An 18,858-nucleotide genomic window follows, 5' to 3' on the forward strand; every position below is an offset into this window, starting at 1 on the left:
ACCTCGCGTCGCACCTCACGGTGGACGCCACCGCCCAAGGACCCCGACCGGCCCACCGATGTGCGCCGCGTCCTGCGCCTCTTCCACCCCTACCGTGCCCGGCTCGCCGTCGTCGGCCTGCTGGTCGCCGCCGCCTCCCTGGTCTCGATCGCCTCGCCGTTCCTGCTGCGCGCGATCCTGGACACCGCGATACCGCAGGGCCGCACCGGACTGCTCAGTCTGCTCGCCCTCGGCATGATCGCCACCGCTGTCCTCAACGGCGTCTTCGGCGTCCTGCAGACCCTCATCTCCACCACCGTCGGCCAGCGCGTCATGCACGACCTGCGCACCGCCGTCTACGAGCGGCTCCAGCGCATGTCGCTGGCCTTCTTCACCCGCACGCGCACCGGCGAGGTGCAGTCCCGCATCGCCAACGACATCGGCGGCATGCAGGCCACCGTCACCTCCACCGCCACCTCCCTGGTCTCCAACCTGACCTCGGTCGTCGCGTCGGTCGTCGCGATGCTCGCCCTCGACTGGCGGCTCACCGTCGTCTCCCTGCTGCTGCTCCCGGTCTTCGTCTGGATCAGCCGCCGGGTCGGCACCGAACGCAAGCGGATCACCACCCAGCGGCAGAAGCAGATGGCCGCGATGTCCGCCGTCGTCACCGAGTCGCTGTCGGTCAGCGGCATCCTGCTGGGCCGCACCATGGGCCGGGCCGACTCCCTGACCAGGTCGTTCGCCGAGCAGTCCGAGCGGCTGGTCGACCTCGAAGTCCGCTCCAACATGGCCGGCCGCTGGCGGATGTCCACCATCGGCGTCGTCATGGCCGCCATGCCCGCCGTCATCTACTGGGCCGCCGGCATCGCCGGGTCCGCCGTCTCCCTGGGCACCCTGGTCGCCTTCGTCTCCCTCCAGCAGGGCCTGTTCCGGCCGACCGTCAGTCTGCTGTCCACCGGTGTGCAGGTGCAGACCTCGCTCGCGCTCTTCCAGCGCATCTTCGAGTACCTCGACCTGCCCGTCGACATCACCGAGCGCCCCGACCCGGTACGGCTGGAACGCGCCCGCGGCGACGTGCGCTTCGAGAACGTCTCCTTCGCGTACGACCCGGCCGCCGGCGCCCGCACCCTGGACGCCATCGACCTCACCGTGCCCGCCGGCGGCAGCCTCGCCGTCGTCGGCGCCACCGGATCCGGCAAGAGCACCCTGAGCTACCTGGTGCCCCGCCTCTACGACGTCACCGGCGGCCGGGTCACCATCGACGGCAACGACGTGCGCGACCTCGCCTTCGACACGCTCGCCGCGACCGTCGGCGTCGTCGCGCAGGAGACGTACCTCTTCCACGCCTCCGTCGCCGACAACCTCCGCTTCGCCAAGCCCGACGCGACCGACGAGGAGATCACCGCCGCCGCCCGCGCCGCCCAGATCCACGACCACATCACCTCCCTCCCCGACGGCTACGACACCCTCGTCGGCGAACGCGGCTACAGGTTCTCCGGCGGCGAGAAGCAGCGCCTGGCCATCGCCCGCACGATCCTGCGCGACCCGCCGGTACTCATCCTCGACGAGGCCACCAGCGCCCTGGACACGCGGACCGAACAGGCCGTCCAGGACGCCATCGACGCCCTCTCGGCGGGCCGTACGACGATCACCATCGCCCACCGGCTCTCCACCGTCCGCGACGCCGACGAGATCGTCGTCCTGGACCACGGCCGCATCGCCGAACGCGGTACCCACGACGAGCTGCTGGCCCAGGACGGCCGCTACGCGACCCTGATCCGCCGGGACGCCCGCCTCGACCCCTACTCGCCGGTAGCGTGAGCCGGACCCGGACCCGGGCCCGCCCCCGGGCCCGACCCGAGCCGGACCCGACCCGGTCCCACCCACCCCACCCGGAGGTACTCCATGGCCGCGAGACAGCGCTCCGCCCGACTCCTCGCCGGACTGCTCGCGACGGCCGGCACGGCGCACTTCGTGGCCCCCGGGTTCTTCGACCGGATCGTTCCCCGTGCCCTGCCGGGCAGCGCCCGCACCTGGACCCACGTCAGCGGCGCCGCCGAACTGGCCGTCGCGGCCGGACTGGCCCTGCCGCGCACCCGGCGCACCGGCGGACTGCTCGCGGCCGGCCTGTTCACCGCCGTCTTCCCGGCGAACGTCCAGATGGCCCGTGACTGGCGGGACCGCCCGGCCCCGTACCGGGCGGTCGCCTACGGGCGGCTGCCGCTCCAGGTGCCGCTGGTGCTGTGGGCGCTGAAGGTCGCCCGGGACGCCGACCGCTGGAGCCGCCCGGCCCCCGACGGCCCCCACGGGCTCGGCCGGCCCCACGGGATCCGGGGCACTGTCAGTGCTCGCGGATAGCCTGCCCGTATGACCCTTGCCGCGCCCCGTATCGCCGTCGCCGCCGACCCGCTCGGGTCCGGCGGCCGGTTCCAGGGCCTGGCGGAGGACGGGACACCCACCGGCGCCGCCGAGCGGGTGACGGACCTGGCGGCGGCCGTCGCGTCGTACGAGAGCCACCGCCGGCCGCGCTGGGTGTGGGCCTCGACCGAGGAGCTCTACCCCGGGCTGCTGGAGCGGCTGCCGGCCAGGCCCGCCCGCTGCCACGACCTCAGACTCGTCGAGGCGCTGCTGCTCGGTGCCGAGGAGCGGTCCGGGCAGCCGCGCGCCCTGGGTGCCGCCTGGGCCAGGCTGCGCGGACTCCCCGTGCCGGACGACGCGGCGGACAGCGCCGCCGACGACCAGCCGGTGCTCTTCGCCGCCGACCGGCACCGGCTGCCGCCGGGCACCGACCCGCTGGAGGCGGTGGTCGCCGTCCACGCCGACCAGCAGCGCCGGATCGCGCTGGGCGAGTACCCCGACCGGATGCGGCTGCTGTGCGCGGCCGAGTCCGCCGGCGCCCTGGCCGCGGCCGAGATGGCGTACGACGGACTGCCCTGGAGCGCGGCCGTCCATGACGAACTGCTGACCGGCCTGCTGGGACCGCGCCCCTCCGGCGGGGCCCGGCCCAAGCTGCTCGGTGAGCTCGCCGGGCAGCTCCAGGAGGCTCTGGGACGGCCCGTCAACCCCGACTCGCCCGCCCAGCTGCTGCCGGCCTTCGCCCGGGTGGGCGTCCGGATCACCTCGACCCGCTCCCATGTGCTGCGTGACGTGGAGCACCCGGCGGCCGCCCTGCTGCTGCGCTACAAGGAGCTGTCCCGGATCCACTCCGCCCACGGCTGGGCGTGGCGCGAGCAGTGGGCCCCGGCGGGAAGGTTCCGCCCCGAGTACGTGGTCGGCGGCGTGGTGTCCGGGCGCTGGGCCACCCGCGGCGGCGGGGCACTGCAGATCCCCCGGCTGCTGCGGGCCGCCGTGGTCGCCGATCCGGGACGGCGGCTGGTGGTCGCGGACGCCGCGCAGCTGGAGCCGCGGGTGCTGGCCGCGATGTCCCAGGACGAGGGCCTGGCCCGGGCCGCCGCCGAGGGCGACCTGTACGAGGCCCTGGCCCGCACCGCGTTCGACGGTGACCGCCAGCGCGCCAAACTCGGCCTGCTGGGCGCGATGTACGGGCAGACCAGCGGCGAGGTGCGGCCGTTGCTGGACGTGCTGCGCCGGCGGTTCCCGGACGCCATGCGGCTGGTGGAGTCGGCCGCCCGCACCGGCGAGGCCGGCGGCGTGGTCCGCTCCCGCCTGGGCCGCACCTCCCCGCCGCCGTCCGCCGACCGGCAGGACATGAGCGACGGCGACGCCCGCGCCTGGGGCCGCTTCACCCGCAACTTCGTCATCCAGGCCAGCGCCGCCGAGTGGGCACTCGCCATGATGGCCTCGCTGCGCCGCCGTCTCACCGCGCTGGAGGGCGGCGCCGACGGGCCGCGCCTGGTGTTCTTCCTGCACGACGAGATCATCGTCGACACCCCCGAGGACCGGGCCCCCGCCGTCGAGGCCGCCGTCGCCGCCTCCGCGGACGAGGCGCGTCACCTGGTCTTCGGCCCGACCCCCGTGCTCCTTCCGCTTCAGACCAACACCGTGCGGTGCTACGCGGACGCCAAGTAGGACGACTCGCCCACCAGGACGACTTCCAGGGTGCGGGGCCCGTGCACTCCCTCGACCCGGTCGAGCTCGATGTCACTGGTGGCCGAGGGCCCGGAGATCCAGGTCAACGGCCGGGCCGGGTCCAGTCGTTCCAGCCCCTCCGGCACCGAGGCGACGACCTGACCGGGCACCTGGACGACGCAGATGTGGTGGTCGGGCACGAGCGTGATGCGCCGGCGGCCCTGGTCGCGGGAGGCGTCCAGGACGATGGTGCCGGTCTCGGCGATGGCGACCGCGCAGCCGGTGACCACGCTGTCCACGGAGTCCAGGTCGTGATGGGTCAGTGCGGCGGTGTCCTGGACGAGTTCCGCGCCCGGCGTCCGTGCCGCCTGCTCCGCCCACGGGCTCAGCCACCGCGCGGGCAGGCCCGGCGGTACGACGACCCGCCGGCTGCCGTGCGCCGTCAGCAGCTCCGTGAGCAGGCCGGGGAGCCCGGCCGGCGTCGTCCGGTGGACGATCGCCCGGTAGTCGGCGAGGTTCTCCGCGAGCAGGTCGGCGGTCCGCTCCGGCGACAGCCGCCCGTGCGCCCGCAGATAGTCGCGGGGCACCGGCACATCCTGCGGGGACTCCCCGCGCGGTACGTCGGCCAGCGCGCGCCGGATCCGGCCCATGACCTGCTCACGGGTGCTCACTTGGTCTCCTCGCCGCGCGTGCGCCGCCACCAGTCGCGGAACGACTCGGCCGGCACCGCGGGGATGTCGCGGGTTTCGGTCCATGCCCTGCCCGGGCCGGGCAGCCGGTGCCGGGGGTGCAGCCGGCGGGTGCGCGCGGCGAGCCGCTGCCCGCCGCGCAGCGCGGCGGGATGGTCCAGCGCCCAGCGGGCGGCCCGCATGGCGGCCCGCTCGGCGGCGTGGCCCTTCGCGGGCCTGATCGTGGTCCGGGTGCCGCGCAAGGTCACCTCGCCGCCCTGGACGACGCGTTCGCGCAGATGGACCAGGACCTCGGGAATGTCGATGGCCACCGGGCACACCTCGTAGCAGGCGCCGCACAGCGAGGACGCGTACGGCAGTGAGGCGTCCAGCTCGCTCTGCGTACCGCGCAGCTGCGGGGTGAGGATCGCCCCGATCGGGCCGGGATACGGGGACCCGTACGCGTGGCCGCCGGCCCGCTCGTAGACCGGGCAGACGTTCAGGCAGGCCGAACAGCGGATGCAGCGCAGCGCCTGGCGGCCCACGGTGTCGGCCAGGGTGTCGGTGCGGCCGTTGTCGATCAGGACGAGATGGAAGGCCTGCGGGCCGTCCTCGTCGGTGGTGCCGGTCCAGGTCGAGGTGTACGGGTTCATCCGCTCGGCGGTGGAGGAGCGGGGCAGCAGCTGGAGGTAGATCTCCAGGTCCTGCCAGGTCGGCACCACCTTCTCGATGCCCACGACCGAGATCAGTGTCTCGGGCAGCGTCAGGCACATCCGGCCGTTGCCCTCCGACTCCACCACGACCAGGGTGCCGGTCTCGGCGACCATGAAGTTGGCCCCGGAGATGCCGACCTTGGCCCGCAGGAACTTCTCCCGCAGATGCAGCCGGGCCGCCTCGGCGAGGTCGGCCGGACGGTCGGTGAGGCCCTCGGGGGCCGGGCGGCCCCAGTTGCCCATCTCCGCGCGGAAGATGTCGCGGATCTCGGAGCGGTTGCGGTGGATCGCCGGGACCAGGATGTGCGAGGGCAGATCGTCGCCGAGCTGCACGATCAGCTCGGCCAGGTCCGTCTCGTAGGCGCGGATCCCGGCCTCGCCGAGCGCCTCGTTGAGACCGATCTCCTGGGTGGCCATCGACTTGACCTTCACGACCTCGGTCTCGCCGGTCATCCGGACCAGGTCGATCACGATCCGGTTGGCCTCCTCGGCGTCCGCCGCCCAGTGGACATGGCCGCCGGCCGCCACCACGGCGGCCTCGACCTGCTCCAGGTAGTGGTCGAGATGGCGCAGCGTACGGTCCTTGACCGCGGCGCCCGCCGCGCGCAGTTCCGGCCAGTCGGCGAGTTCGGCGACCGCCTTGGCGCGCTTGTCACGGATGGTGTGGGTGGCGTGCGTCAGGTTGGCGCGCAGCTGTGTGTCGCGGGTGGACGCCGACGCCGCCTCGGGGAAGGCCGGCATGCCCAGATACGTACCGCTCATCGGAGGTCTCCCAGAGCGTAGGGATGCTCCTCGGTGGAGGCGAGGATCTCGGCGAGATGGACCGGACGGGTCTGCGATCCGAGCCGGGCCAGGGTGCCGCCGATGTGCATCAGACACGAGTTGTCGACCGTGCAGACCGCCGCCGCGCCGGTCTCGCCGATGTGCCGGGCCTTGTCCGCGCCCATCGCCGCCGACACGGCCGCGTTCTTGACGGCGAAGGTGCCGCCGAAGCCGCAGCACTCGTCGGCGCCGGGCAGCTCGCGCAGCTCCAGCCCCTTGACGTGGCTCAGCAGCTCCTGCGGACGGCGGCCCAGCCCGAGCATGCGCAGGCCGTGGCAGGTCGGATGATAGGTGACGGGGTGCGGGAAGTACGCGCCCACGTCGGTCACCCCCAGGACGTCCACCAGGAACTCGGTGAGCTCGTACGTCCTGGGCACGACGGAGTCGGCGATCCGCGCCAGTTCGTCCCCGCGGCCCTCGGCGGCCGCCTTGGCCCCGATCCGCGGATAGTTGTCACGGACCATCGCGGCACAGGACCCGGAGGGCGTGACGATGTGGTCGTAGCCCTCGAAGGCGCGGGCGTAGCGGCGCACCAGGGGCTCGGTCTCGTGGCGGTAGCCGGTGTTGAACTGGGCCTGGCCGCAGCAGGTCTGCGCGGCGGGGAAGTCCACCTCCACGCCGAGCCGCTCCAGCAGGGTCACGACCGCCCGCCCGGTGTCCGGGTAGAGCGTGTCGTTCACGCAGGTCACGAAGAGCGCAACGCGCATGCCGCCTCCTCCCATGCAGTGCTGTCACCTGAGGGTTCATACTGCCGCAGCGGCTGGGTGCGGTGCAGCAGAGATCGGAGGTCTGCGAGTCCGCCGCCGATCACACCGGCGGCGCGGGCCTGTACCAGGACGTTGCCGAGCGCCGCCGCCTCCGCCGGTCCGGCCACCACCGGCAGTCCGCACGCGTCCGCGGTCAGTTGGCAGAGCAGCTCGTTGTGCGCGCCGCCACCGACGATGTGGATCACGTCCACCTCGCGGCCGGACAGCCGCCGCGCGTCCTCGATGGCCCGCCGGTGCGCGAGCGCCAGCGAGTCCAGGATGCAGCGCACGGTCTCGGCCGCGTCGCGGGGGACTGGCCGGCCGCCGCGCTGGCACGCCCGCGCGATCCGCTCCGGCATCCCGCCCGGAGCCAGGAATCCCGGGTCGGCCGCGTCCACCACCGAGCGCAGCGGTGCCGCCCCGGCGGCCCGGCCCAGCAGCTCGGGCAGGTCGTGGGTCACCCCTTCGGCCGCCCAGTGCCGCAGGCACTCCTGCAGCAGCCACAGGCCCATGATGTTGCGCAGGTAGCGGATGGTGCCGTCCACCCCCAGCTCGTTGGTGAAGTTGGCCGCCCGCGACTCCTCGCCCAGCACCGGCGCGTCCAGCTCCAGACCTGCCAGCGACCACGTCCCGGTGCAGATGTACGCGAACCGCTCGCTGCGCGCGGGCACCCCCGCCACCGCAGACGCGGTGTCGTGGGAGCCCACCGTCACCACCGGTACCGGACCCTTGAGCCCGGTCTCGGCCAGCACCTCCGGCCGCAGTTCGCCGGCCGGATCGCCCGGTCTGCGCAGCGGCGGGAAGAGCGACAGGTCGATGCCGAGGCGCCGCGCCAGGCCGTGCGCCCAGTCCCCGGTGCGCGGGTCGATCAGCTGGGTGGTGGAGGCGTTGGTCAGCTCGGTGCCCGCCGTGCCGGTCAGCCAGTACGAGATCAGGTCCGGTATCAGCAGCAGCTGCCGGGCGGCCGCCGACTGCGGCGTCCCCCGGGCGGCGACCAGCTGGTAGAGGGTGTTGAACGGCGCGTACTGCAGACCCGTCGCGGCGTACAGCTCGGCCTGCGGAACGGTCTGCCACACCTTCTCCGGGACGCCGTCGGTGCGCGTGTCGCGGTAGTGCACGGGGTTGCCCAGCAGCGTTCCGTCGGCCGCCAGCAGGCCGTAGTCCACCGCCCAGGTGTCGATGCCCACCGAGGTCACCGGTCCTGCGGCGCGCAGTCCGTCCAGGACGCCCTGGTAGAGCGCCAGCACGTCCCAGTGCAGGGTGCCGCCGGTCCGCACGGGGCGGTTGGGGAAGCGGTGGACCTCCTGGAGGTCCAGTACGCCCGGTCCTGCGCGGCCGACCATGACGCGTCCGCTGGACGCGCCCAGGTCCACCGCCGCGAACGCGGCGGGGGAGGCGGATGACGGGGTGGGTGTCACGGGAAGTACCTCTGTCGGGGGCTGGTCGGGGGCTGGTCGGGGGCGGGTCGGGGGCGGACGACGGGCGGGGGCGGACGACGGGCGGGCGCGGTGACGGGAGTTCCCGTCCGGCGGACCCTGGCGCGACCGGAGTCGGGCCCGCCGGGCGGGTGTCGAACGGCCCCGGCCGGGATCGGCGGGGGTTCGGACGCGGGCTCTCAGCGCAGGAACGCCGCCGCGACGCCCGCGTCCACCGGGATGTGCAGCCCAGTGGTGTGCGTCAGTTCACCGCCGGTGAGGGCGAAGACCGCGTTGGCGACATGCTCGGGCAGCACCTCGCGCTTGAGCAGGGTCCGCTGCGCGTAGTACTCGCCGAGCTTGTCCTCCTGGACCCCGTAGACGGCCGCCCGCTTCGCGCCCCAGCCGCCGGCGAAGATGCCGGAGCCGCGCACCACACCGTCGGGGTTGATGCCGTTGACCCGGATGCCGTGCTCGCCGAGCTCGGCGGCCAGCAGCCGCACCTGGTGGGCCTGGTCGGCCTTGGTGGCGGAGTACGCGATGTTGTTGGGGCCGGCGAAGACGGCGTTCTTGGAGGCGATGTAGACGATGTCGCCGCCCAGTTCCTGCTGGATCATGACCCGGGCCGCCTCGCGCGAGACGAGGAAGGAGCCGCGCGCCATGATGTCGTGCTGGAGGTCCCAGTCCTTGGCCGTGGTCTCCAGGAGCGGCTTGGAGACGGAGATACCGGCGTTGTTGACCACCAGGTCGACGCCGCCGAAGGCGAGCAGCGCCGCGTCGAAGGCGGCGGCGATCTGCTCCTCGCTCGTCACGTCGACGGTCACCGCGACCGCCTTGTCGGGGCCGCCCAGCTCCTCGGCCACCGCCGCCGCGTTCTCGCCGTTGAGGTCGGCGACGACCACCACGGCGCCCTCGGCGACCAGCCGGTGGGCGATGGCCTTGCCGATGCCGGAACCGGCGCCCGTCACCAGTGCGATCCGGGTGGCGAGCGGCTTGGGCGCGGGCATCCGCCGCAGCTTGGCCTCCTCCAGCTCCCAGTACTCGATGCGGAACTTCTCGGACTCCTCGATCGGCTTGTACGTGGAGACCGCCTCGGCGCCGCGCATGACGTTGATCGCGTTGACGTAGAACTCGCCCGCGACCCGCGCGGTCTGCTTGTCCTTGCCGTAGCTGAACATCCCGACGCCCGGGACCAGGATGATCGCGGGGTCCGCGCCGCGCAGCGCGGGGGAGTCGGCGGTGGCGTGCCGCTCGTAGTAGGCGCGGTACTCGTCGCGGTACTCGGCGTGCAGCTCCCTCAGCCGCGCCACGGCCTGGTCCAGCGGGACGCCGGCCGGCAGGTCGAGGACGAGCGGGCGGACCTTGGTGCGCAGGAAGTGGTCCGGGCAGGAGGTGCCCAGTGCCGCCAGCCGGGGGTGCTCGGCGCGGGCCAGGAAGTCCAGTACGGCCTCGGCGTCGGTGAAGTGGCCCACCTGGGGACGGTCGGCCGAGGCGATGGCGCGCAGCACGGGCGCCAGGGCGGCGGCCCGGGCCCGGCGGTCCGCGGGGGGCAGCGCCTCGTAACCGGGCAGTGCGGGCCCGAAGGGCTCGGCCTTGCCCCGCTGTTCGAGGAAGGCCTCGGCGGTACGGATCATGTGCAGCGAGTTCGCCTCGCACTCCTGCGAGGTGGAGCCCCACGCGGTGATGCCGTGGCCGCCGAGGACGCAGCCGATCGCCTGCGGGTTGGCCGCCTTTACGGCGGCGATGTCCAGGCCGAGCTGGAAGCCGGGACGGCGCCACGGCACCCAGACGACCTGGTCGCCGAAGCACTCCTCGGTGAGCGCCTCGCCGTCGGCGGCGCAGGCCAGCGCGATACCGGAGTCGGGGTGGAGGTGGTCGACGTGGGCCGCCTCGACCAGGCCGTGCATCGCGGTGTCGATGGACGGCGCCGCACCGCCCTTGCCGTGCAGACAGAAGTCGAAGGCGGCGACCATCTCGTCCTCGCGCTCGACCCCCGGGTACACGCCCTTGAGGGCGCGCAGCCGGTCCAGGCGCAGCACGGCCAGGCCGCCCTCGGTCAGCGTCCCGAGGTCGCCCCCCGAGCCCTTGACCCACATCAGCTCGGTCTCCTGCCCGGTGACCGGGTCGGTGGCCGAGCCCTTGGCGGAGGTGTTACCGCCCGCGTAGTTGGTGTTGCGGGGATCGGCCCCGAGCCGGTGCGAGCGCTCAATCAGCGCGGTGGCCTCGGGGTGCGGCTGTGCGGTCATCGTGCGGGTCCTTTGCGGGTCAATGCGGTACGGGGGAGAGGCCGGCCGGTGTCGCGTGCCTGGGCGTGGGCGCGTGCCTGGGCGCGGGCGCGTGCGTGGGCAGCGGGCGCGGGCCGGGGCCGCGGGCCGGGGGCCCGGGAGCGGGGGGCCGGGCTGACGGGGCGCCGGGCCGGGGCGGGCGGCGCGGGCGACCCCCCGGCGACCCCGGCGGGGTTACGCGCCCCAGCCCGCCTGCGTGCCGCCGACGCGCTCGGTGACGATGCGCTCGGCCCAGCCGGAGGCCTTGTAGGCGGCGACCGGGTCCGCGGCGATGCCGGACTCCTCGCGGACCTCGCGCAGCAGCGGGCGTACGTCGGTGTTGTACGCGTCCATCAGCACGGCGTTGGCGTCCAGCACCTCGCCCGAGCGCTGTGCGGCGCCCAGCGCGTCGGCGTCGACCAGCAGCGCCTTGGCCGTGGCCTCCTGGACGTTCATCACGGAGCGGATGATGGCCGGGATCTTGGCCTCGATGTTGTGACACTGGTCGAGCATGAACGCCACGCCGGTCTCGGCCTTCAGACCGCCGCCGCGCACGACCTCGTACATGATCCGGAAGAGCTGGAAGGGGTCGGCCGCCCCGACCATCAGGTCGTCGTCCGCGTAGAAGCGGGAGTTGAAGTCGAAGCCGCCGAGCCTGCCCTCGCGGAGCAGGGTGGCCACGATGAACTCGATGTTGGTGCCGGGCGCGTGGTGGCCGGTGTCCACCACCACCTGGGCCTTGGGGCCGAGCTTGAGGCAGTGGGCGTAGGCGGTGCCCCAGTCGGGCACGTCGGTGGCGTAGAAGGCCGGCTCGAAGAACTTGTACTCCAGCAGCATCCGCTGGTCGGCGCCGAGCCGTTCGTACACCTCGGCCAGGGCCTCGCCCAGCCGCCCCTGGCGGTCGGCGATGTCGTCCTGGCCGGGGTAGTTGGTGCCGTCGGAGAACCACAGCTTCAGGTCGCGCGAGCCGGTGGCGTCCATGATGTCGACGCAGTCCAGCAGGTGGTCGGTCGCCTTGCGGCGGATCTTCGGATCCGGGTGGGTGACCGAGCCGAGCTTGTAGTCGTCGTCCTGGAAGACGTTGGAGTTGATCGTGCCCAGGCGCAGCCCGCGCTCCTTGGCGTAGGTCGCGAGCGCCGCGTAGTCCTCGACCCGGTCCCACGGGATGTGCAGGGCGACCGTGGGGGCCACCCCGGTGTGCTCGTGCACGCGCGCGGCGTCGTCGAGCTTCTCGTACGGGTCACGTGGTACCCCGGCTTGCGCGAACACCTTGAAGCGGGTGCCGGAGTTCCCGTACGCCCACGAGGGCGTCTCGATGGCCTGCGCCTTGAGCGCGGCCTTCACCGAAGACAGGTCGGTCATGTCATCGCTCCCGCCATGAATCGTTTCACTCAGTGGAAGCTAGGCGCCCCGGCCCGGAGTGTCAACCCACTGGTCAGAGGTCTCCGGTCACCGCCGGATCACGTCTGAGAAAAGTTGAAACGAAACCATTGACGCTTCCGGCTCCATGGGCCTAGCGTCCGTGAAACCTTGTTGAAACCTTTCATGCGAGGCTCATATGAACCAGCCGGAGACGGCCGGACGGCCCGTGCTCGCCCTGCAGGACGCTTCCAAGTCCTTCGGTGCCGTACGGGCTCTTCAGGGCGTGTCCCTGGAGCTCTTCGCCGGCGAGGCACACGCTCTCGCGGGGGAGAACGGCGCCGGAAAATCCACCCTCATCAAAATGCTCGCCGGGGTGCACCGCCCCGACAGCGGACGCGTCCTCATCGACGGGGAACCCGTGGTCCTGCACGGTCCCTCCGACGCCAGGGACGCCGGAATCGCGGTGATCTACCAGGAGCCGACGCTCTTCCCCGACCTGACGGTCGCCGAGAACATCTTCATGGGGCGCCAGCCGCGCCGCTCCTTCGGCCGCGTCGACCACAAGGCCGTGCACAGCGCCACCGCCGGTCTGATCAAGCGGCTGGGGGTCGACCTCGACCCCGAGCAGCCCTGCCGCGGCCTGTCCATCGCCGACCAGCAGATCGTGGAGATCGCCAAGGCGCTCTCCTTCGACGCCCGTGTACTGATCATGGACGAGCCGACCGCCGCGCTGACCGGCGCCGAGGTCGCCCGGCTCTTCGGTGTGGTCCGGGCGCTGCGCGAGCAGGGCGCCGCGGTGCTGTTCATCTCCCACCGCCTGGAGGAGATCTTCGGACTCTGCCAGCGCGTCACCACCCTGCGCGACGGCCGCTGGATATCCAGCGAACCGCTGGACGGCCTCACCGAGGACGACCTGGTCCGCCGCATGGTCGGCCGGGATCTCGACGAGCTCTACCCCAAGCAGCCCGCGAAGATCGGCACCACCGCCCTGTCGGTGCGCCGGCTCACCCGCGAGGGCGTCTTCAGCGATGTGTCCTTCGAGGTCCGCAGCGGCGAGATCGTCGCCCTGGCCGGACTGGTCGGGGCCGGCCGCAGCGAGGTCGTCCAGGCCGTCTTCGGCATCGACCGCGCCGACGCCGGAGAGGTTTACGTCGGCGGCACCAAGCTGCCGGCCGGCTCGCCGACGGCCGCGATGGACGCCGGGATCGCCCTGGTGCCGGAGGACCGGCGCGAGCAGGGCCTGGTGATGGACATGTCCATCGAACGCAACATCGGCCTCACCGGCCTGGACAAGCTCGGCCGCGGCGGCCTGGTCAGCAGGGCACTGGAACGCGGCCGGGCCACCGACTGGGCGGTACGGCTGCAGCTGAAGTACAACCGGCTCTCCGACCCGGTCGGGGTGCTGTCCGGCGGCAACCAGCAGAAGGTCGTGCTGGCCAAGTGGCTCGCCACCGAGCCCGGCGTCCTCATCGTCGACGAACCCACCCGGGGCATCGACGTCGGCACCAAGGCCGAGGTGCACCGGCTGCTGTCCTCACTGGCCGCCGAGGGCCTGGCCGTCCTCATGGTCTCCTCCGACCTGCCCGAGGTACTGGGCATGGCCGACCGCGTCCTGGTCATGCACGAGGGACGGCTCGTCCGCGAGCTCGACCGGGCCGACGCCACCGAGGAGACCGTCATGGCCGCCGCCACGGGCCGCACCGACGCGGGGAGGGCCGCATGAGCGGCCCGCGGCCCCCCGCCCCCGCCGATGTCACTGCCGATGTCACTGCCCCCGTCCCGGCCCCCACGCCCGAAAGGATCCCGTCGTGACGGCCACCCTCGACAGCCCGCCGGCGGCGCCGGAGGAGCAGCGCACGGCGCGTTCCCTGACCGAAACGGTCTTCCGGGCCCGTGAGATCAGCATCGCCGCCTGCCTGGTCCTGCTGGTGCTCGGCACCTGGCTGGCCAACTCCCGCTTCCTGTCCGACCAGGGCATCAACGACCTGCTCCTCAACGCCTCCATCCTGGCGCTGCTCGCGGTCGGCCAGTCGGTCGTCGTACTGACCCGCAACATCGACCTGTCGGTCGGCTCCGTCGTGGGCCTGTCCGCCTTCGCCTGCGGCAAGTTCGTGTCCGGAAGCGACCACAACGTCGTCCTGGTCATGGTGCTGGGCATCGCCCTCGGCGCGCTGTGCGGCCTGATCAGCGGCGCCCTGGTCAGCTTCGGCCGGGTGCCGGCGCTGGTGGTCACCCTGGGAATGCTCTACATCATCCAGGGCGTCGACTACTGGTGGGCGCACGGCGCGCAGATCAACGCCGTGAACCTGCCCGCGCCGGTGCTCACCCTGGGCAGCGGCAGCGTCCTGGGCATCCCGTACCTGCCGCTGATCGCCGCCCTCGTGCTCGCCGCGACCGCGTACTACCTGCGGTCCTACCGCGGCGGCCGGGAGCTGTACGCCATCGGCTCCAACCCCGAGGCGGCCCGGCTGGCCGGCGTACCCATCCGGCGCCGGATCCTGGCGGCGTACGTCTTCTCCGGCGCCGTCGCCGGTTTCGCCGGCTCCCTGTGGCTGGCCCGCTTCGGCACCGTCGTGGCCGACAACGCCCACGGCTGGGAGCTGACCGTGATCAGCGCGGTGGTGGTCGGCGGTGTGGCCATCACCGGCGGCGTCGGCACCGTGTGGGGCGCGGCCCTGGGAGCGCTGCTGCTCACCACCATCGGCAGCGCGCTGGTGGTGCTCAAGGTCGACTCCTTCTGGCAGAACGCCATCACCGGCGCACTGCTCCTGGCGGCCATCAGCGTCGACCGGATCCTGAACCTGCGCATGACCAGCGCACTGCGGAAGAGGAGTGCCCGCCATGTCCACAAGGCTTGAACTGAGCCGCCTCCTGCGCTGGGACGTCGCCGTCGGAGTCCTGTTCGTGGCCGTCTTCGCCACCGGCGCGGGCTCCACCGACGGATTCGCCACCACCGGCAACCTGGCGTTCGCGCTCAACGACCTCGCACCGGTCGCGATCATGGCCCTGCCGATGATCCTTCTGGTGGTCGCCGGGGAGATCGATTTGTCGGTCGCCTCGATGCTGGGCCTGTCCAGCGCGCTCACCGGCAAGCTGTGGGACGCCGGCTGGTCCTTCGAGACCATCGTCCCGCTGGTGCTGGTCGTCGGTGTCCTGGGCGGACTCCTCAACGGCTGGCTGGTGACCAGGGTCGGACTGCCCTCGCTCGCCGTCACCATCGGCACCCTGACCCTTTTCCGCGGTCTGGCCTCGGTGGTGCTGGGCAGTGACGCCATCACCGACTTCCCCCAGCGGTACGCCGACTGGGCCGCCGACACCACCACCGTGGCCGGCTTCATCCCCTACCCCTTCGCCCTGTTCGTCGTGCTGGCGGTGGTCACCGGCATCGTCCTGCACCTCAGCGGCTTCGGCCGGTCGCTGTTCGCCATCGGCGCGCAGGAGGCCGCCGCCTACTTCGCCGGCATCCGGGTCAAGCGGATCAAGCTGATGCTCTTCGTCGTCACCGGGTTCTTCTCCGCCTTCGCCGGAGTGGTGTTCACCCTGCGCTACGGAAGCGCCCGGGCCGACAACGGTCTCGGCTTCGAGATGCTCGTCATCGCCTCGGTGCTGCTCGGCGGCATCGACTTCGACGGCGGCAAGGGCACGCTGGGCGGCGCCATCGCCGGACTGCTGCTCATCGGCTTCCTCAAGAACCTGCTCATCCTCAACGACGTGGCCAACGAGATCCAGGTGATCGTCACCGGACTGCTCCTGGTTGCCTCCGTCCTGACCCCCCGCGTCATCGCGGTGGTCCTCGAACGACGTCAACGCCGCACAGCCGTGGCCGTCTGACGGCGCAAGCCCCCCACGCCTCGCTCATCTCCCGCTGGTAACCCGTTCAATGAAGAAGGGCTCCGCCATGTCTCTCAGCACCACCACCAGAGTGCGCGGTCTCGCCGCCGTCGCCGCCGTCTGCGCGCTCGCGGTCTCCGCCACCGCCTGTGGCGGCACCACCAAGAACTCCTCCAAGAAGGACACCGGCAGCGCGTCGACGTCCTCCGCCTCCGCCAACCCGGACGCGCCGCTGAAGAAGGGGCTGAAGATCGCCTTCCTTCCGAAGCAGATCAACAACCCCTACGAGACCATCGTCGACAACGCCGGCATCGCCGCCGCCAAGGGCTTCGGCGGCACGGCCAAGGAGGTCGGCCCCTCCGACGCCAGCGCCTCCTCGCAGATCTCGTACATCAACACGCTCATCCAGCAGCAGCAGGACGCCATCCTGCTCGCCGCCAACGACCCCAACGCCGTCTGCGCGCCGCTCAAGCAGGCGATGAAGAAGGGCATCAAGGTCGTCGCGTACGACTCCGACACCGCCAAGGACTGCCGCCAGCTCTTCATCAACCAGGCCAGCTCCGAGCAGATCGGCCGCAGCCTGGCGCAGAACATCGGCAAGCAGCTGGGCTACAAGGGCCAGATCGCGGTGCTGTCCGCGACCCAGAACGCCACCAACCAGAACACCTGGATCGGCTTCATGAAGGAGGAGCTCAAGCTCCCCAAGTACAAGAACCTGAAGCTGGTCAAGGTCGCCTACGGTGACGACGACGACCAGAAGTCCTTCCAGCAGACCCAGGGCCTGCTGTCGGCGTACCCCAAGCTCAAGGGCATCGTCGCGCCGACCACCGTCGGTATCGCCGCCGCCGCCCGCTACATCAGCTCCTCGTCCTACAAGGGCAAGGTCGTGGTGAACGGCCTGGGCACGCCGAACCAGATGCGCAAGTACGTCAAGGACGGCACCGTCGAGCAGTTCGCCCTGTGGGACCCGAAGAACCTCGGCTACCTGGCCGCGTACGCCGCCGCCGCGCTGTCCTCCGGCCAGATCACCGGCGCCGAGGGCGAGACCTTCAAGGCCGGCAAGCTCGGTGAGTACAAGATCGGTGCGGGTGGCGAGATCATCCTCGGCAAGCCCACCGTCTTCGACAAGTCCAACATCGACGACTACAACTTCTGACCGCACCCGGCCAGGTCCCGCCGCACGGCGGGACCCGGCCAGGTGAGTTACGAGGACACCACCGTGCAGCGTGTCTGCTTCCTGCTGAAGGTCCGTCAGGACCGGCTCGCGGAGTACCGCGAGCGCCACGCCGCCGTCTGGCCGGAGATGCTCGACGCGCTCTCCGCCACCGGATGGCACAACTACTCCCTCTTCCTGCGCGACGACGGCCTGCTCGTCGGCTACCTGGAGACCGAGGACTTCGCCGCCGCGCAGGCCGCGATGGCCGCCACCGACGTCAACGCCCGCTGGCAGACGCAGATGGCCGGCTTCTTCGAAGCACTGGACGGCGAGCGGCCCGACGAGGCCATGCGCCCGCTCACCGAGGTCTTCCACCTGGCCTGACAGGGCCCGAGCACCGAGGAGCCAACGATGTCCCTCACCTCTGACCGCAGAAGCCTGCTGCGCGGCGCCGTGGGCGGCGCGGCACTGTTCGCCCTGGGCGGCGCCGCGGCCGGCCGGGCCGCCGCGGCCACCGGCCCGTCCGTCACGCAGCTCTCCACCACCGTGCTCGACTCCACGGCCCTGTACTTCGTCTCGTACGACGGCCTGGTCAACAACAACGCCTTCCAGAAGAACGGCCTGCTCACCTACAACGGCTACCAGTACGCCGTCTGGTACGCCGCCGACCGCAACGCCACCGTGGCCCGCCGTGCCCTGGGCTCCACCACCTGGTCCAAGGTCACCGTCGGCCACACCCTCAGCACCGACGACTCCCACAACGTCATCTCGGCCGGCATCTCGCCCTCCGACGGCCGGCTGCACCTGGTGATGGACTCGCACAGCAGCGGCTACACCTACGTCAAGTCCGTGGCCGGCCTGGTCAGCAGCCCCGCCACGCACTCCTGGACCGCGGCGCAGTTCGGCTCCCCGCAGACCAGCATGGACGGTGTCGCGCTCACCTCCACCTTCACCTACCCCCAGTTCCTCGTCTCGCCGCAGAACCGGCTCCAGCTCAGCTACCGCACCGGCGTCTCCGGCAACGGCCTGGCGGCGCTGGCCGAGTACGACGGCAGCTCCTGGACCAACCTGGGCAACTGGACGAGCAACACCGGCACCTACACCAGCACCCACGGCTCCAGCAGCTACCGCAATCTGTATCTGCACGGCCTGGACTACGGCCCCGACGGCGCCCTGCACGTCTTCGGCACCTGGCGGGAGCAGAACGGTGCCGTGACCTGCGGAGCCAACCTCACCAACCACGACACGGTCTACCTCCGGAGCACCGATTACGGCCGCAGCTGGAAGAACTCCGCCGGCACCACGGTCGGCACCACCGGCTCCACCCTGGTCACCGTCAACTCCACCGGCCTGGTGGTCGACTCCCTCAACCCCGACCACGCCCTGATGAACCAGGAGAGCCAGGCCGTAGACTCCGCCGGCCTCCCGCACGCCCTGATCTCCTACGTACCAGGCCGCTTCGGCCAGTGCGTCACCGACTACGTCGCCGGCCGCACCGCCTACGCCCGCCCCTTCCACGTCTGGAAGGACTCCGCCGGCGCCTGGCACAAGACCGAGGTCCCGGTCGCCATGAACTCCACCCAGCGTTCCCAACTGGTCCTGGACGCCTACGACAACGCCTATGTCGTCATGCCCTTCGGCCGGATCGTCGCCGCCTCGGCGTCCTCCTCCTGGACCGACTGGACGGTGCTCTACGACGGGACGAGCACCCTCAACGCCTTCGGCGAGGTCGTCGTCGACCACACCCGGGTCTCCCAGGACGGGGTGCTCTCCTTCATGTACCAGGAGACCTCCACCGGGACGACCACCCCCTCCCCGCTGCATGTGATCGACTTCCAGCTGCCCGTCTGACCCGTCCAACCCGTCCGACCCG

At 72.0% G+C, this 18,858-nt stretch carries 15 protein-coding genes; 9 read left to right on the top strand and 6 right to left on the bottom strand.

Annotated elements, in window-relative coordinates:
* Nucleotides 1-60: 60 nt before the first annotated feature.
* The 3 genes from RWE79_RS34555 to RWE79_RS34565 all read left to right on the top strand — a co-directional run bounded on the left by RWE79_RS34555 (nt 61) and on the right by RWE79_RS34565 (nt 4,008).
* Nucleotides 61-1,800, top strand: coding sequence for an ABC transporter ATP-binding protein (locus RWE79_RS34555; protein ID WP_475946289.1), 1,740 nt, complete (start codon nt 61-63; stop codon nt 1,798-1,800).
* A gap of 84 nt (nt 1,801-1,884) precedes the next feature.
* Nucleotides 1,885-2,337: a DoxX family protein gene (locus RWE79_RS34560; RefSeq protein ID WP_475944023.1), complete on the top strand. Its 453-nt coding sequence runs from the start codon at nt 1,885-1,887 to the stop codon at nt 2,335-2,337.
* Between the two features lie 9 nt (nt 2,338-2,346).
* Complete coding sequence (locus RWE79_RS34565; protein WP_475944024.1) at nt 2,347-4,008, top strand: bifunctional 3'-5' exonuclease/DNA polymerase; 1,662 nt, start codon at nt 2,347-2,349, stop codon at nt 4,006-4,008.
* On the opposite strand, the gene RWE79_RS34570 is transcribed toward RWE79_RS34565, so the two are convergent.
* The 6 genes from RWE79_RS34570 to rhaI form a co-directional block, all read right to left on the bottom strand.
* Nucleotides 3,990-4,679, bottom strand: coding sequence for a LutC/YkgG family protein (locus RWE79_RS34570; RefSeq protein ID WP_475944025.1), 690 nt, complete (start codon nt 4,677-4,679; stop codon nt 3,990-3,992). The two genes, RWE79_RS34565 and RWE79_RS34570, sit on opposite strands and share 19 nt — an antisense overlap.
* Complete coding sequence (locus RWE79_RS34575; protein ID WP_475944026.1) at nt 4,676-6,151, bottom strand: lactate utilization protein B; 1,476 nt, start codon at nt 6,149-6,151, stop codon at nt 4,676-4,678. The genes RWE79_RS34570 and RWE79_RS34575 overlap by 4 nt, the downstream gene beginning before the upstream one ends.
* Nucleotides 6,148-6,918 carry a (Fe-S)-binding protein gene (locus RWE79_RS34580; protein ID WP_475944027.1) on the bottom strand — a complete coding sequence of 257 codons (771 nt, stop codon included), beginning with the start codon at nt 6,916-6,918 and terminating at the stop codon, nt 6,148-6,150. Before RWE79_RS34580 ends, RWE79_RS34575 begins: the two co-directional genes overlap by 4 nt.
* Complete coding sequence (locus RWE79_RS34585) at nt 6,897-8,300, bottom strand: rhamnulokinase (protein WP_475946291.1); 1,404 nt, start codon at nt 8,298-8,300, stop codon at nt 6,897-6,899. The genes RWE79_RS34580 and RWE79_RS34585 overlap by 22 nt, the downstream gene beginning before the upstream one ends.
* A 272-nt stretch (nt 8,301-8,572) precedes the next feature.
* Nucleotides 8,573-10,618, bottom strand: a complete 2,046-nt coding sequence (locus RWE79_RS34590; RefSeq protein WP_475944028.1) for a bifunctional aldolase/short-chain dehydrogenase — start codon at nt 10,616-10,618, stop codon at nt 8,573-8,575.
* Nucleotides 10,619-10,831: 213 nt separating this feature from the next.
* Nucleotides 10,832-11,998, bottom strand: a complete 1,167-nt coding sequence (rhaI, locus tag RWE79_RS34595) for an L-rhamnose isomerase (RefSeq protein ID WP_475944029.1) — start codon at nt 11,996-11,998, stop codon at nt 10,832-10,834.
* A gap of 196 nt (nt 11,999-12,194) precedes the next feature.
* Between rhaI and RWE79_RS34600 the strand changes: the two genes are divergently transcribed.
* The 6 genes from RWE79_RS34600 to RWE79_RS34625 all read left to right on the top strand — a co-directional run bounded on the left by RWE79_RS34600 (nt 12,195) and on the right by RWE79_RS34625 (nt 18,836).
* Nucleotides 12,195-13,721 (top strand): sugar ABC transporter ATP-binding protein, encoded by a 1,527-nt coding sequence (locus RWE79_RS34600; RefSeq protein ID WP_475944030.1) that lies wholly within the window; start codon nt 12,195-12,197, stop codon nt 13,719-13,721.
* Nucleotides 13,722-13,806: 85 nt separating this feature from the next.
* Nucleotides 13,807-14,856, top strand: coding sequence for an ABC transporter permease (locus RWE79_RS34605; RefSeq protein WP_475944031.1), 1,050 nt, complete (start codon nt 13,807-13,809; stop codon nt 14,854-14,856).
* Nucleotides 14,840-15,829, top strand: coding sequence for an ABC transporter permease (locus RWE79_RS34610; protein ID WP_475944032.1), 990 nt, complete (start codon nt 14,840-14,842; stop codon nt 15,827-15,829). Before RWE79_RS34605 ends, RWE79_RS34610 begins: the two co-directional genes overlap by 17 nt.
* Nucleotides 15,830-15,896: 67 nt before the next feature.
* A complete protein-coding gene (rhaS, locus tag RWE79_RS34615) occupies nt 15,897-16,985 on the top strand; it encodes a rhamnose ABC transporter substrate-binding protein (protein WP_475944033.1) in 1,089 nt (362 codons plus the stop codon).
* 63 nt (nt 16,986-17,048) lie between these two features.
* Entirely contained in the window at nt 17,049-17,369 is a 321-nt protein-coding gene (locus tag RWE79_RS34620) for an L-rhamnose mutarotase (protein ID WP_475946293.1), read from the top strand.
* A gap of 27 nt (nt 17,370-17,396) precedes the next feature.
* On the top strand, nt 17,397-18,836 hold the full coding sequence (locus RWE79_RS34625) for a BNR repeat-containing protein (protein WP_475944034.1): 1,440 nt from the start codon (nt 17,397-17,399) through the stop codon (nt 18,834-18,836).
* The last annotated feature ends 22 nt before the right edge of the window (nt 18,837-18,858 follow it).

The sequence above is a fragment of the Streptomyces sp. RLA131 genome, assembly GCF_056270125.1.

Excerpts from the sequence above, each read along its gene's own strand:
- RWE79_RS34585 (WP_475946291.1), bottom strand. The coding sequence starts at position 8,300 with ATGGTCGGCCGCGCAGGACCGGGCGTACTGGACCTCCAGGAGGTCCAC.
- RWE79_RS34575 (WP_475944026.1), bottom strand. The coding sequence starts at position 6,151 with ATGAGCGGTACGTATCTGGGCATGCCGGCCTTCCCCGAGGCGGCGTCG.
- rhaS (WP_475944033.1), top strand. The coding sequence starts at position 15,897 with ATGTCTCTCAGCACCACCACCAGAGTGCGCGGTCTCGCCGCCGTCGCC.
- rhaI (WP_475944029.1), bottom strand. The coding sequence starts at position 11,998 with ATGACCGACCTGTCTTCGGTGAAGGCCGCGCTCAAGGCGCAGGCCATC.
- RWE79_RS34580 (WP_475944027.1), bottom strand. The coding sequence starts at position 6,918 with ATGCGCGTTGCGCTCTTCGTGACCTGCGTGAACGACACGCTCTACCCG.
- RWE79_RS34560 (WP_475944023.1), top strand. The coding sequence starts at position 1,885 with ATGGCCGCGAGACAGCGCTCCGCCCGACTCCTCGCCGGACTGCTCGCG.
- RWE79_RS34610 (WP_475944032.1), top strand. The coding sequence starts at position 14,840 with ATGTCCACAAGGCTTGAACTGAGCCGCCTCCTGCGCTGGGACGTCGCC.
- RWE79_RS34590 (WP_475944028.1), bottom strand. The coding sequence starts at position 10,618 with ATGACCGCACAGCCGCACCCCGAGGCCACCGCGCTGATTGAGCGCTCG.
- RWE79_RS34565 (WP_475944024.1), top strand. The coding sequence starts at position 2,347 with ATGACCCTTGCCGCGCCCCGTATCGCCGTCGCCGCCGACCCGCTCGGG.
- RWE79_RS34625 (WP_475944034.1), top strand. The coding sequence starts at position 17,397 with ATGTCCCTCACCTCTGACCGCAGAAGCCTGCTGCGCGGCGCCGTGGGC.
- RWE79_RS34600 (WP_475944030.1), top strand. The coding sequence starts at position 12,195 with ATGAACCAGCCGGAGACGGCCGGACGGCCCGTGCTCGCCCTGCAGGAC.